Below are 13,917 nucleotides of genomic sequence, written 5' to 3'. Positions count from 1 at the left end.
ATGCTCAGAGAAGCGGAAGGACGAGCGCAGTGGCGATCAGGGCGATCAGGGCGCCTGCGGCCACCTCGATCACGCCCATGGCCCGGACCGCTCCGGCCCCCGACCAGCCCGCCAGCACGGACTGGCGCGCGCCCACTGCGGCAAGTGCCACCAGAACCGTAACGCTGGCCGTGCCGAGGCCCATGACCAAGGCGCCTGCGATACCCGCCCACGGGATACCTAGCCCGAAACACAAGATCAGGAGAAACACCGCGCCGGTGCAGGGGCGGATCGCGATTGAACCGATGATGGCCGCCGCGTCCTGCCAGGATGTCACCGCCGCCGCCTGTGCGGGACTGGGCGCATGCGCATGGCCGCAGCTGCTGCAGTGACCGTCTTCATCAATGTGATGCACGTGGACCGCAGCGCCACGGGTGCGCCGCAGGCCGCGCACCACCAACCACAAGCCGACAAGCGCGATCGCGATATAGCTTGCCGGTGCGAGGATACGGTCTGCGGTGTCCGTCATTTCACTGCGCCCCCAGCCCAACACGAAGGCGCCAAGCGCCACGAGAAGGATCGCCATCAAGGCCTGCGCCAAAGACGACGCCACGGCCAGCACGGACAGTCGCCGGGCCGTGACCCGCTCCGCCGCGCCGTAACCGCCTATAACAAGCTTGCCATGCCCCGGCCCTGCCGCGTGGAAAAAGCCATAGGCGGCGCACAGCCCCATCAGCGCCAGCCAGGCTCCGGGGTCACCGGCGCGCACCGCGCGCAAGCTACCCGCGAGGGCGTTCTGGGTGTCGCGTTGTTGGATCGCCGCCCACTGGCCAATGTCCGCCAAACCACCGAACCCAAACAGCCACAAAACTGCGCCGCCGATGCAAAGAGCGACGCCGATCCTCAGCCAGAGCATGAGAGCGTGACCGTATCGGCGAACGCTTCGCCCACTTCGGGATAGGCCGCCTCAACCTCTGCGGCTGGCGTGGCGTAGAGCAGTTCTTCGACCAGCGTGTAGGCGGCATCAAGGTCGGCTGGCTGGATCGCTGCATCGCAGGGCCCATCGACAGCGACCGGTCCGATCAGGTCATACGCCGTATAGAAGGTCGGGTCATATGCCTTGAGCACCAGCCCGTCCGCAGATGCCTTGGCGGGCCGAAAGTGTACTGTAGTGATGCGACCGGCATCAACGGACACGCCGCGCCCCTGCGGTTTACCCAGTTTGACCGGCGTGCCTTCCAGCAGCGCATAGCTGTCGCCTTCGAACCCCGGTATCCATTGCAGGTCGAACCCGTCGAGCCGCTTGAGCTCGCTGTCGGTGAGCTGACCGTCGCCGTCATTGTCCATGCCATAGTCGGTCAGCAGAAGCAGGGAATAGAAGTCGTCATAGGTCCACTGCACCTCTAACCCCTCAAAACTGCCGTCGTCGGCAACCACGACACGCAGCTTTGTATCGACGAAGACGTGGGGGTGCGCCGCCGACATCGTTGCAGGCAAGGCGAGAGCCGTGGCGAGGGCAAGGGAACGACTTAAACGCATGCGTCCAGATTTAGGGGCAGGTGCATGCAGCCTCAACCCCGTTTCGGCATCTGGGCAAAGCTGCGCTGCCCCACCCCCCTGGCTTTTAGCGCAAGACATTGCTTGCACTCGAAAATAGCTCTGTCAAAGTGGCGCTATAGTTGATTGGTATGTTACCATAGGTTGAATCTTGCCAAAGGAAATTCCAATGACCATCCCCCGCGCCACTGGTCTGGCCGTTGTTGCGACGTTGGCAGGCGCTGCTGCGTCGGGCAATCCGATTGATCAGATCCGACCTGACGCACCCGAGCTGGCACCCTATGGCCCCTTGCCCATCGGGGTGCAAACGCTTGAGGTTGCAATGCCCGACAGCGTTGATGTGCTGAACGTGTCGGAAGGTGTCATTCCGAGGTATGACCGGCCCTTGACGCTTGAGGTGTGGTATCCGGCGGCAGAAGGCACCGCGCAGGGTGGAACATACACCGCCATGTTGCGCGACGGCACATCCGAAGTGACATTGACCGGTCGTGCCGCCCGCGACGCCCCACCCGCGACAGGCACACGCTTTCCTCTGGTGATCATCAGCCACGGCTATCCCGGCAACCGCTACCTGATGAGCCATCTGGGCGAGAATCTTGCCTCAAAAGGCTATGTCACCGTTTCGATTGATCATACGGACAGCCTGTATTCGGATCAGGCGGCCTTTGGCTCGACCCTCTACAACCGCCCCTTGGACCAGGCCTTTGTCCTGGATCACATGGCGGGGCTGACCGGCCCGATCGGCGATATCATTGATGCCAACAATACAGGCGTCATCGGCTATTCGATGGGGGGCTATGGTGCGCTGATCTTTGGCGGGGCGGGCGTGACGCAAGCCTCAACCGAGTTCAGCTGGGGCGCGCCCAACGGATTGCTTGAGGCACATCTTGAGCAATCCGAAAGCCATGAGGCGTTGATGGACAGCAGGGTCAAGGCCATCATCGCTGTGGGCCCCTGGGGCAACAACGCAGGGTTCTGGGACGCAAGCGGCGTGGCCGACCTGCGGGTGCCAACCCTGTTCATGGCAGGCAGCGATGACGATGTGTCTGTCTATGGTGCGATGCGCGCCTTTTTCACCGGTGCCGCAGGGACGGACCGGCATTTGCTGACATTTGACTATGCCAACCACAACGCCGCTGCCCCCATGCCCGCGCCCAAGGAAAGCTGGGAGCCGGTTGAGGGCCTCGAGTTTGTGCCGTTCGAGCATTATGCCGATGCGGTGTGGGACACGACGCGCATGAACAACATCGCCCAGCACTTCGCGACGGCCTTTTTCGGCCTGCACTTAAAATCTGACAGCGAGAAAGCCGAATACCTTGAGCTGGTGCCAAACGCCGCGGACGGGATCGTGGCGCTGGATGACGCGGGCACACCGACCGAGGATCATACCTATTGGCGTGGCTTTGCGCCCCGGACGGCCAAAGGCCTGCGGTTCGAGACGTTGCCGCAAGGGCAATGATGCAGGTCAGCACCCGGAATTTGGGCGGGCACGCATTCACGATCCGCAGTTGGGGTGATCCGGGGTTGCCGATGCTGCTGATGCTGCACGGGTTTCCCGAATACGGTGGTGCATGGGACGAGGTCGCAAAGCGCCTGGCCGATACGTATCACTGTGTTGCCCCAGATCAGCGCGGATATGGCGCAAGTTATGCACCGGATGATGTTGGAGCCTATGCCACATCAAAGCTGGTCAGTGACATGGCCGACCTCATCGGCGACGCAGGGCCTGTCATCGTCATGGGTCATGATTGGGGTGCATCTGTCGCCTATGCCCTCGCCATGTTCCGCCCTGACCTGGTGTCCTATCTGATCATTGCCAATGGCGTGCACCCGGTGCCGTTCCAACGCGCCATGGCTGCGGGCGGCGCACAATCTGAGGCGTCGCAATACATCAACTTCCTGCGCAGTCCGGGATCAGAGGATGCCTTGGCTGCGGACGACTTTAGCAAGTTGCTGAGCCTGTTTTCCGCCGAGATGGACATGTCGTGGCTGCATGGCGAACGGCTATACGCCTACAAGGCCGTATGGCGCCAATCGGGGTTGAAGGGCATGATCAACTGGTATCGCGCCTCACCCTTGATCGTGGCGGATCCCGGTGTCCCAGTCCCCATGCCAGACCTGCCACTGGACCGGTTGCAGGTGCGCTGTCCTCACCTTCTGGTCTGGGCCGACGGGGACACTGCGTTGCTGCCCGTGTCGACAGAAGGACTGGAAGAATTTGCCCCCGCATTGACCCGCGCGCATGTGGATGGCGCAGATCATTGGCTGCTGCATCAGAAACCGGGCGAGGTTGCCAGCATCGTTCGGAATTGGCTGGCTTAGACCAGCAGGCTTCACAGACCCGTTTGTTCGCGCCATAGTCGCGTGCATATTTTTAAATGACGGATGTTTTCAGTGACCCATAGATACGAAATCGCACGAGCGGCCAAGATGGTCGAAGCCTCATACCTTTTGTTCAAGCGCCGCCCGCCCAGAACATCGCTGGATGCGCATGTGAAGGACAAGCTGAACAAAAACCACGTTCAGGCCGTGTTTCTGAAACAGAATATCCTACTGATCCCCGGGTCGAATTCGGTGGCCGACTACATGAAGTTCAACCTGCGGGTTCTGAATTTCGGTGGCAAGAAGTACCGCCTGAATGACGAATTGACCGACAAGTGGGGGGCACATGACGTGATCTGGCACCAAGGGTTTATGCGACATGCCAAGGTGATCGCTGACTGGATGCAGGTGAAGGGCTACCGTCCGAAGTACATCGTCGGTCATTCGCTGGGCGCCGCGGCCACGCAGATCCTTGTGCGCACCCATGATGTGCCGGGCATCGCCTTTGCCGCGCCGCGCGTGACGCGGGGGATCGTGCAACCGGCGCCCGCCTCGAAATGCCTGTGCCTGAACCGCAACGACGACAAGGTCTGCGACCTGCCCTCGAGCTTTCAGCATCTGGGCGAGGTGCATGCCGGTGAAGGAGAGCGCAGGTTCCTGCGTTTTGATCACCAGATGGACCGGTATCAGGAGATGGTGACCGCTCAGCAGGCAGCGGGCGTGCTTGGCACCCACTGGCCTGCCTGATCACTCTTCCCCCGTCTGATCCGCTCTGGCATAGTGGCCGCCAATCAACAAAGAGCAGCTGCCATGACCGACCTTCTGAGCGGGACACCCAAGTCTTCCGACTATGACGCATCCTCGATCCAGGTGTTGGAGGATATGGAGCACGTGCGCCTGCGCCCCGGCATGTATATCGGGGGCAAGGATGACCGCGCGCTGCACCACATGGTGGCCGAGATCATCGACAACTCGATGGACGAGGCGGTCGCGGGGCATGCCACGTGGATCGAGGTTGAGCTGCACGAGAACGGCCATGTGTCGGTGCGCGACAATGGGCGTGGCATTCCCACCGATCCGCACCCGAAAGATCCGTCGAAGTCGGCGCTTGAGATCATTTTCTGCACGCTGAACGCGGGCGGCAAGTTTTCGGGCGACAGTTACGAGACGTCGGGTGGTCTGCACGGGGTTGGGTCTTCCGTCGTGAACGCCCTGTCGGACCATCTCCGGGTCGAGGTGGCGCGGAATCGCGAGTTGTATGCGATGGAGTTCGCGCGGGGCGTGCCTCAGAGAAAGCTGGAGAAGGTAGGCGCAGCGCCCAACCGGCGCGGCACGGCTGTCACCTTTCACCCGGATGCGGAGATCTTTGGGTCGCTCAAGCTGAAGCCTGCCCGCCTGTTCAAGATGGCACGGTCGAAGGCCTATCTGTTCTCAGGCGTGGAAATCCGCTGGAAGTCCGGCATCGACGATGGCGAGACACCGCGCGAGGCGACGTTCCACTTTCCCGGCGGTCTGTCCGACTACCTTACCGAGGCGTTGGGCGGGGCCACCACCTATTCGCAAGCCCCCTTTGCCGGGTCGGTGTCGTTCGAGAAGTTCCAGGTGCCGGGCAAGGTCGAATGGGCGATCAACTGGACGCCGTCGCGCGACGGGTTCATCCAGAGCTATTGTAACACCGTACCCACGCCCGAGGGCGGCACGCACGAGGCCGGGTTCTGGGCCGCGATCCTGAAGGGGATCAAGGCCTATGGCGAGTTGGTGAACAACAAGAAGGCCAGCACCATCACGCGCGAAGACCTGACCACCGGGGCCGGTGCGCTGGTGTCCTGCTTTATCCGCGAGCCTGAATTCGTGGGCCAGACCAAGGACCGGCTCGCCACGGTCGAGGCGCAGCGGATGGTCGAGAACTCGGTCCGCGACCACTTTGACAACTGGCTGGCCGCCGACACCAAATCTGCCGGGGCCATCCTTGATTTTCTGGTCCTGCGCGCCGAGGAACGGCTGCGCAGGAGGGCCGAGAAGGAAACACAACGCAAATCCGCCACTAAGAAACTACGGCTTCCCGGCAAATTGGTGGACTGCTCTTCTTCAACACGGGACCGTACGGAATTATTCATTGTCGAAGGAGATTCTGCGGGCGGATCGGCCAAGATGGCGCGGGACCGCAAAACACAAGCCCTTCTGCCACTGCGCGGCAAGATCCTGAACGTGTTGGGCGCGGCCTCGTCCAAACTGGGCTCGAATGCCGAGATTTCCGATCTGACTCAGGCGCTTGGCGTGGGGCTGGGGGCGAAGTTCAATCTGGATGATCTGCGCTATGACAAGGTCATCATCATGACCGACGCCGACGTGGACGGCGCGCATATCGCAGCCCTTTTGATGACGTTTTTCTACACCCAGATGCGGCCCATGATTGATGCGGGGCACCTGTACCTCGCCTGTCCGCCCCTGTTCAGGCTGACGCAGGGGGCCCGGCGTGTCTATTGCCTTGATGAGATCGAGAAGAACACGATGCTGGAGAGCGGTCTGGGCGGCAAGGGCAAGATCGACGTGTCCCGCTTCAAGGGTCTGGGCGAGATGGACGCGAAGGACCTGAAAGACACCACCATGAACCCCGCGACACGCAAGCTGATCCGAGTGTCGATTGACGAGGATGAACCGGGCGAGACCGGCGACCTGGTCGAGCGTTTGATGGGCAAGAAGCCGGAGATGCGGTTTCAATACATCCAAGAGAACGCGCGGTTTGTGGAGGAGTTGGATGTTTGAGTGAGCTCCCACTCGTAGAGAACACTCAATCTAACGCTTTGATTGCCGGCTTTTAAACACAGAAGAAGAAATTTATTTTTTCATAAAGATAGAGCATGTCCTGGCCCTAGACTATCTCAACTTAAGGTGGTGCGTCCAAAGTGGTGCATAAGGTAACGTGTGGTTAACCTTTTCGTCCTAGCCTGATTCCAAAGGCAAATGGGAGTTAGAGGATGCAGTTTAGTTTGGTTTTTACTACATCAATTGCAATGCTTTTGACGATTGCGGATGAGCTTGTTGCGGCCAGTTTCTTACCTCTTGGAGGTAGTCCCATGGCACAATTAGGGATGCTGTTTTTTGGAACGTCGGCTTTGGTGGCCCTAATCCAACTTGTGTTTAAAGGAAGGTAGGGATGAAAAAAAGTGGACGCATGTCAGTTACGTTAAGCGAAGAAGTGATAAAGGCACTGGACGAGAAAGCCTTCGAATGGAACTGCTCCCGCAGTGAGGCAATGCGGCAAGTGCTCGAAAGCGCTTTAGGGTTCCAAGTACCTGCAAGAATAAATGCAAACGCTGACTCTCGGACTTTCCATGACGGTTTCGACGCAAATGTCATGAAAGAACGAACGCAGGAGCAGCTTGCGAGATTTCGAAGCCAAGAAGACGACGGTCTAATTGGCAAACATGAAATCCCAAAGTGAGCGGCTTCAACCACGTGGCTGACGGGCCGCGGTGCGGCGATCCGGCCTCTCCGCAGCAGTGCTATATGGTTGCCAGGTACATCTTCGATCTGAGCGACGCGCAGACATCAACCATATCGCCGTGCCGGGGGGCGGCCCGGCGATGGGGCGGCGGCCTGTGGCCTTGATTCCGCCCTTTGGTGTTCAATTCGAAAGGTGCCTGTAAATAGCGTTTCGCCCATTGGCACGAACCCTCTCGCGCATCGCTATGCACCGTCTCGCGCATCACTGTGCGATACGCTGTCAGGCTACGCGCCAGCAAGCTGACGCTTGATACGCTGCCGGGCGACGCGCACGGCTTCGCCCTACGCTGAAAAAAGACGGAGGCTTTCGCCTCCGCCGGTACTCGCTAATCAGCCGGGCCAACGTGGCCCGTGTTGCCACTGTATGCCTCTCGAATGGTTAACGAGCGTTTACCAAAGCGGGGCATCTTCGGGGCGTGTCAAAGGCGGCGGGGGACATACTCGTTAAGGGGGGACAAACGAAAAGGGCCCTCCGCCGCGCTGATCACCCCCGGGACGTCCAGACAACCGGGGGCGAACCCCATCAGATCGTAACGCCGACGATGGCCCACAGGCTCATCAGGCTGGCGAAGCCGAACAGGGTCGGCACAATGACTTTTGCCATCTCATCTTCTCCTTTCCAGGCAGGCCGGGAACCCGTGAGTGGTGGCCTGCGGTGCGGTCCGCGGAAGGTGTTTCCGCGATGATGGTAAAGACGTGGGGGCGCCCCGTTGACACAAACACCCCCGCATCCATCACCTCTGATCACGGGGTTGCGACACCTGCGCGAGCATAAACGCGCTTTCGTGTCTTGATCCCCGTCCCGATCTGGCCCCTACTGCGGCCATGATCTTGCGCGCCCTTTTGATCCTGACGCTGCTGGCCGCTTGCGGTCGCCCCATGACGGATGCCGAGCGCGCCTTTGCCAGCGCGATCCATGGCGATCAGTTGAACCACGACCGTGTGCGTCTGGTGGATGGTGCGCCGACCCGCGCTGTGACCTTCAAGCGCAAGGCGCGGCCGCGCACGACCTGTCGGGAGAAGATCCTGCCGCCGCCCACCACCGACATTGTCACCGCCAAGCCGGCCGCCGTGGCGCTGTGGCAGACCGTGCTGTTCGACAAGGACTGGTATCTGGACGACTACGTTCCCGACTATCCGGGTGAGATCAACCTTATCGCCGCCATGCTGCTGGCCCACGAGCTGACCCACGTCTGGCAGTGGCAGAACCGGGAGGTGACCGGGTATTCCCCGCTGCGCGCAGCCCGCGAGCATCGGATCAGTGATGATCCGTACCTGTTTGACGTGTCTGAGAACCGCCGGTTCCTGGACTTCGGCTTTGAACAGCAGGGCTCCATCGTGGAGGAGTTCGTGTGCTGTCGTGCCCTTGATCCGCAGGGCGAGCGGACGCATCGCCTGCACGCCCTGATTTCGCAGTCGATGCCCGTGGCCCCCCTGCCCCAGTCCCGCCAGAGCGACGTGCTTCTGCCGTGGGACGGGGTACAGGTGAACGGCATCTGCAGCTGAGCCATCACCACCCGGAGGAATTCCATGGCCCAATACGCCCTGATCATGCTGCTGGCCGGGATCGGCATTCCGATCCTTGCCGCGTTGAACGCCGCCCTTGGCACGCGCGTGGGGAGCCCCGCCGCAGCCGCCACGGTGCTGTTCATCATCGCCTTTGGTACGGCGGCCACCGTCTTCGTCCTGACCGGCGCGCAGGGGTTGTCCAAGATTGCGTCCGCGCCGAAGCACCTGCTGCTCGCGGGTGTGCTGATTGCGTTCTACGTCCTCAGCATCACCTACATCGCGCCGCATTTCGGGGTGGGCAATGCGGTGTTTTTCGTGCTGCTGGGGCAGTTGATCTCGGCCGCGGCGATTGACCATTTCGGCCTGTTTGGCGCGCAGGCCACGGCGCTGAGTGCGACACGGATGGGCGGGATTGCCCTGATGGCTGCAGGAGTGTGGCTAACGCAATTGGCTTAGGTGTCGATACCTGCAAGCGCTTGCGCTTGCGCCCAGGCAGCGGGATCGACGTCCACCGGGTCAGTGGGATCGCGCATCTGGCCCGGCATCCGGCCTACGGTGTCTTCGGCCAGGTAGGTTTTGAACTGCTCCAACCGGTCCATGAAGGCGCCAGACGCGCTGGGGTCGATGAGGATGTAGTATTGGCCCAAGTCATGCGGCGGCCCCTCGGGCGCCTTGAGTGGTTTGACATCGCGGCTAAGGACACCGCCCGTCAGGCCCGCCGTCAGCAGTTCGGCCATGAGGCCAAAACCCCAGCCCTTGGGCCCGCCGGTGGAGACCAACGATCCGGCAAGAGCGGCTTCGGGGTCTGTCGTCGGGTTGCCGTCAGTATCGACGGCCCAGCCTTCGGGGATCGATTGCCCGGCGGCCTTGGCCATGGTGATCTTGCCCAGTGCCACGGTCGTGGTGGATTGGTCGAACTGCATCGCCAGCCCGCCGTCGCCGTCGGGGACAGAAAACGCAATCGGGTTGGTGCCGATCATCCGGGTCTTGCCGCCTGGGGGTGCCACGATGGGCGAAGCGTTGGTCATGCCCAAGCCGATGATGCCCGCCCGCGCGATCTGTTCGGTGAAGTAGCCAAGCGCCGTACAGGTATGTGCGTGACCGACGGCGAGGCTGGCGATACCGTATTGCCGTGCGGCGTCAAGGGCGGGAGCAAGCCCGTAGGCAAAGGCGGGCTGCGCAAAGCCCATGAGCGCATCCACATAGACCGTCGCCGGGCGGGGTGCGGACACGACGGGGATGACGTCGCCCTTCACCCGGCCTGTCTGAAGCTGCTGGCAGTAGCTTTCGAGGTAGTAGAGACCGCAGATCCGGTTCCCGAGCGCCTCGGCCTGTGCGACGGCACGGGCAACCTCGGCCGCAGGGAAAGCGCCGGCCCCGTGCGCCATCAGGGCCGCCTGCACGGTGCGTTCAATCTCGGCCTGTGTGATTGCCGTCATCGTCGTTCTGTCCCCCGCAGCCAATACTGCGAGGTCAAGACAGACCAAACCCAATCGCAGGCGTCAAGCGGGCGCTGATGTTTCGGACGCCAGAAAACCCGCATCCAACCGGACGGTGCGGTCCATGCGTTGGGCAAGATCGAGGTTGTGCGTGGCGATAAGAGCCGACAGCCCGGTGTCCCGGACAAGGCCCATCAGCGCGTCAAAGACCTGGTCAGATGTGGCCGGGTCGAGGTTGCCTGTGGGCTCATCCGCGAGGAGCAACGCCGGGCCGTTGGCAAGGGCGCGGCAAAAGGCGACACGCTGTTGTTCGCCCCCGGACAGTTCGGCTGGCCGGTGTGTTGCGCGGTGGCCGACGCCGACCTTTTCCAGCAGGTCCAGCGCGCGCGCGTCTGCGTCGGTGCGCGACGTGCCCGCGGCCAGTTGCGGCAGCGCGATGTTTTCCAGGGCCGTAAACTCAGGCAGCAAGTGGTGGAATTGGTAGATGAACCCGACCTCGGCCCGGCGCGCAAGCGTGCGGCGCCGGTCGGATTGGCCGGTGAGGTTCTGGCCGTGCAGCGTGACCGTGCCTGCGTCGGGCGTGTCGAGCAGACCGGCGATGTGCAGGAGCGTGGACTTGCCCGCGCCGGAGGGGGCGACGAGGGCCACGACTTCTCCGCGCTGGACCTGAAGGTCAACGCCGCGCAGCACGTCCACCTGCCCAGGCAACCCTTTGTTGTAGGATTTGGTGATCCCAGAAAGGGACAGGACCGCGTCACTCATAGCGCAGCGCCTCCACCGGGTTCATGCGGGCGGCGCGGCGCGCGGGAAAGATCGTGACGACGAAGGACAGGCCGAGCGACAGGGCGACGGCACTGAGAACGTCGCGCAGGTGCAACTCGGCTGGCAGGGCGTAGATACCGCGAATTGACGGGTCCCACACGCCGCCGCCCATGATCTGGTTCACTAGTGCAAAGAGCGGGTCGATGTAGATCGCAAAAAGGCAGCCGAGGATCACGCCCATGGCCGTTCCAATAATCCCGGTGAACGATCCACAGATGAAGAAGACGCGCAGGACCGACCCTTCGGTCAGGCCCATGGTGCGCAGGATGCCGATGTCGCGCCCCTTGTTCTTGACCAGCATGATCAGGCCCGAGACGATGTTCATCGCCGCGACCAGCACAAGGATCGACAGGATGATGAACATGATATTGTCCTCGACCTCGAGCGCGCGGAGAAAGCCGCCTGAGGCGTCTTTCCATGTCCAGACCTGCCCGCGTTCGCCCGCGTTTTGCAGAAGGCCCGGCAGGTATTGGTCGATGGATTCAGGCTCGTCCACCATCACCTCGATCTCGTCCACGACGCCCTCGCGGTTGAAAAAGCTCTGTGCCTCGGCCAGCGGCAGATAAACGCGCACGCGGTCTATGTCATAGCGGCCTGCAGAGAAGATGTATGTCACCTCATAGGCATTGATGCGCGGGCTGGTGCCAAGGGCGGTGCGTACACCGTTGGGCGAGATGAGCTTTATCCGGTCGCCCACCTGCGCGCCCAGTTCCTGCGCGACGCCCGAGCCAATGGCGACGCCCTGTTCAAAGCGCGCGATGTCGCCCTGTGACGTTTCCGGGTCCGCGATGCGGGGCAGTCCGGCGAGGTTTTCGGCGCTCATCCCGAACACCTGCACGCCTGCGTTGCGGCTGCGCAGATTGGCCATGACCTGACCGCGCACGAGGGGCGCGGTGCGGACGACACCCGGTACCTCGGCCAGTGATGCAGCGAGCGCATCGTAGTCGGAGATGGTGCGGTTGATGCTCCCCGTCTCGGTCACTTCGCCGATATTGTAGACTGTGACGTGGGCGTTTGCGCCCAGGATCGTGTCGACGAATTCCGCCCGAAAGCCCGAGCGCACGGCCAGCGTGGCGATCAGGGCAAAGACGGCCAGCGTAATGCCGATCAGGCTGATCCAGGTCATAGTGCTAACCCCGCCCTCCGCCCGGCGGGCACGTAGGTAGCGCCATGCGATCATCCACTCAAACGGGGCAAAAGGGGCTGTCTGTTTGGCCATTTACGGCTCCTGCTCGGGCTTGGTGAGATGTGGCCGGGTCAGGGGTCAAGGTCAAGTCCCGCGCGCGGTCTGTCGCCACCCTGTCAGGGGCCAGAGCAGGAGTTTAAGCAACAGCGACAAGGCCGCAGCACCTGTGAGAAAACCCGCCCCGGCAAAGATTGCCCCCGCCAGCGTCAGCGGTATCGCGGGTTTGAAGGCGCTGAGTGCGGCGCTTGCCACTTCTGTGTCCGTCGAGTGGGCCGCGTGATAGACGCGCATGAAGGGACCGGCGGTTGCAAGCGTTTCAAGGTCGGTGCGCAATCGCGTGTACCGGTCGAAGGTGCGCGTCATGTCGGTGCGCCTGCGGTCCAGAAAGTCGGTGCCCTGCATCTGGGCCAGGGCCGCGTCACGGGTCAGGCCCGCCGCCTGCGCCGATGCGTCGAAATCGGCGACCACCTCGCCCAGCGCATCGACTGCGCCGCCGAGCCTTTGCTGGTACTGCTGGGAGAACTCGGGGAATTGCGACGCCATGGCACCGCCCAAAAGACCGCCCGCCAGCACGATGGCGCGAAAGATCACGGCCAATCTCCATAGACAGCAGCGCTGAGCACCGCGTCCAGATTACCCATAGCCTTGTCGTCAACGCACGCGTCATACATGGCGAGCGCGCTCACCTTGCCTTCCCACATCACAGCAAAGCTGCCGGTGCGCAGCCGCTTGGGAAAGCACAGAGCACCGAAGTGCCAAAAGTTGTAGCTGTCGCGGAACGGGCGAAACACCATACCCATGCCGTAGTACGCACCGCCGCCCAGAACCACGTGCGGCAGAGCAAAGGGATCGGAGGCGATGCGGCTGCCTGCCCCGAAATGCGTCTGCATGAACTGCAAGTAGCCATCTACGTCCGATACAAGGCCACCCCAGGGCTGGAACACACCGCTTTCGGGGCCGGGCTGAATGCTGGATGGCAGGTTCAGCCGCTCGGCACAGACCTCAAAGAACGGCTGGCCGGTGATGGTTTCGATCACCAACCCGAGGATCGCGTAGTTTTCGTTGTTGTAGGCGTATTGGCCGCGCTGGCCGGTTGGCTCCCCCCGCGCGTTCACCAGGTCCAGCACTTGGCGGCTGAAATGGCCGCTGTCACCGGCCGTCTGGCCCAACCAACCCAGCATCGCGATCTGGGTGACATCCGGCCCTATCCCGGACGTGTGCGTGACCAGTTCGCCCAAGGTGACATCCGGCGCAGGCTCAACGAAGTTGTGCAGCGGGTTGGACCAGTCGGCAAGGCCGTCGTCCACAAGGTCCATCATGCAGACGGCGGTGATGGATTTGGACACGCTCGCCAACTCTGCCACCGTTGCTGTTGAATCTGCGCGTGCGATGCGGCGATAGGCCTGCCACTCGCCGTTCGTATCGAGGACAATCGCGCCGATCAGGCCGCTGGTTTCGTTGGCGCCCAGCCAGTCGACGAAGGCGCTTTCCAAAGCCTGATGCACCGCGGACGGGTCTTCGCCCGCGTGTGGTATCGTCGGCGCGGACAAGATCACCGCGCATAGAGCCGATCTGAAAAACGCCTGCATTGCCATC

General features: G+C 62.1%; 14 protein-coding genes. 7 read left to right on the top strand and 7 right to left on the bottom strand.

Annotated elements, in window-relative coordinates:
- Positions 1 to 4: 4 nt before the first annotated feature.
- Complete coding sequence (locus FD715_RS00475) at positions 5 to 895, bottom strand: nickel/cobalt transporter (protein WP_147103624.1); 891 nt, start codon at positions 893 to 895, stop codon at positions 5 to 7.
- Positions 883 to 1,464 (bottom strand): DUF1007 family protein, encoded by a 582-nt coding sequence (locus FD715_RS00470; protein WP_255450625.1) that lies wholly within the window; start codon positions 1,462 to 1,464, stop codon positions 883 to 885. Before FD715_RS00470 ends, FD715_RS00475 begins: the two co-directional genes overlap by 13 nt.
- Positions 1,465 to 1,705: 241 nt before the next feature.
- On the opposite strand from FD715_RS00470, the gene FD715_RS00465 reads away from it, so the two are divergent.
- The 7 genes from FD715_RS00465 to FD715_RS00435 all read left to right on the top strand — a co-directional run bounded on the left by FD715_RS00465 (position 1,706) and on the right by FD715_RS00435 (position 9,330).
- A complete protein-coding gene (locus FD715_RS00465; protein WP_189799377.1) occupies positions 1,706 to 2,995 on the top strand; it encodes a dienelactone hydrolase in 1,290 nt (429 codons plus the stop codon).
- Positions 2,995 to 3,858: an alpha/beta fold hydrolase gene (locus tag FD715_RS00460; protein ID WP_147105097.1), complete on the top strand. Its 864-nt coding sequence runs from the start codon at positions 2,995 to 2,997 to the stop codon at positions 3,856 to 3,858. Before FD715_RS00465 ends, FD715_RS00460 begins: the two co-directional genes overlap by 1 nt.
- A 72-nt stretch (positions 3,859 to 3,930) precedes the next feature.
- The gene (locus tag FD715_RS00455; protein ID WP_147103617.1) at positions 3,931 to 4,605 is read left to right on the top strand and encodes an alpha/beta hydrolase; all 675 of its coding nucleotides are present in this window, start codon (positions 3,931 to 3,933) and stop codon (positions 4,603 to 4,605) included.
- A 63-nt stretch (positions 4,606 to 4,668) separates the two neighbouring features.
- Positions 4,669 to 6,624, top strand: a complete 1,956-nt coding sequence (locus FD715_RS00450; protein ID WP_147103614.1) for a type IIA DNA topoisomerase subunit B — start codon at positions 4,669 to 4,671, stop codon at positions 6,622 to 6,624.
- A 391-nt stretch (positions 6,625 to 7,015) separates the two neighbouring features.
- Positions 7,016 to 7,303 (top strand): CopG family transcriptional regulator, encoded by a 288-nt coding sequence (locus tag FD715_RS00445; RefSeq protein WP_147103611.1) that lies wholly within the window; start codon positions 7,016 to 7,018, stop codon positions 7,301 to 7,303.
- Positions 7,304 to 8,190: 887 nt separating this feature from the next.
- Positions 8,191 to 8,871: a hypothetical protein gene (locus FD715_RS00440; protein WP_189799376.1), complete on the top strand. Its 681-nt coding sequence runs from the start codon at positions 8,191 to 8,193 to the stop codon at positions 8,869 to 8,871.
- Between the two features lie 24 nt (positions 8,872 to 8,895).
- Positions 8,896 to 9,330 (top strand): DMT family transporter, encoded by a 435-nt coding sequence (locus FD715_RS00435; RefSeq protein WP_147103608.1) that lies wholly within the window; start codon positions 8,896 to 8,898, stop codon positions 9,328 to 9,330.
- Here FD715_RS00435 and FD715_RS00430 read toward each other — a convergent pair.
- The 5 genes from FD715_RS00430 to FD715_RS00410 all read right to left on the bottom strand — a co-directional run bounded on the left by FD715_RS00430 (position 9,327) and on the right by FD715_RS00410 (position 13,916).
- Positions 9,327 to 10,313, bottom strand: a complete 987-nt coding sequence (locus FD715_RS00430; RefSeq protein ID WP_147103605.1) for an Ldh family oxidoreductase — start codon at positions 10,311 to 10,313, stop codon at positions 9,327 to 9,329. The two genes, FD715_RS00435 and FD715_RS00430, sit on opposite strands and share 4 nt — an antisense overlap.
- Before the next feature lie 63 nt (positions 10,314 to 10,376).
- Positions 10,377 to 11,075, bottom strand: a complete 699-nt coding sequence (locus FD715_RS00425) for an ABC transporter ATP-binding protein (protein ID WP_147103602.1) — start codon at positions 11,073 to 11,075, stop codon at positions 10,377 to 10,379.
- On the bottom strand, positions 11,068 to 12,354 hold the full coding sequence (locus FD715_RS00420; protein WP_147103599.1) for a lipoprotein-releasing ABC transporter permease subunit: 1,287 nt from the start codon (positions 12,352 to 12,354) through the stop codon (positions 11,068 to 11,070). The genes FD715_RS00425 and FD715_RS00420 overlap by 8 nt, the downstream gene beginning before the upstream one ends.
- Before the next feature lie 51 nt (positions 12,355 to 12,405).
- Positions 12,406 to 12,912 (bottom strand): DUF2937 family protein, encoded by a 507-nt coding sequence (locus FD715_RS00415; protein WP_147103596.1) that lies wholly within the window; start codon positions 12,910 to 12,912, stop codon positions 12,406 to 12,408.
- Positions 12,909 to 13,916, bottom strand: coding sequence for a serine hydrolase (locus FD715_RS00410; RefSeq protein ID WP_147103592.1), 1,008 nt, complete (start codon positions 13,914 to 13,916; stop codon positions 12,909 to 12,911). Before FD715_RS00410 ends, FD715_RS00415 begins: the two co-directional genes overlap by 4 nt.
- Position 13,917: the final 1 nt, after the last annotated feature.

Origin of the sequence: Tateyamaria sp. syn59 (assembly GCF_007995245.1) — a bacterium.
Taxonomy (GTDB): Bacteria; Pseudomonadota; Alphaproteobacteria; order Rhodobacterales; family Rhodobacteraceae; genus Tateyamaria.
The sequence above is the reverse complement of the archived record's forward strand: the minus strand, read 5'-3'. Positions and strand labels throughout refer to the sequence as shown.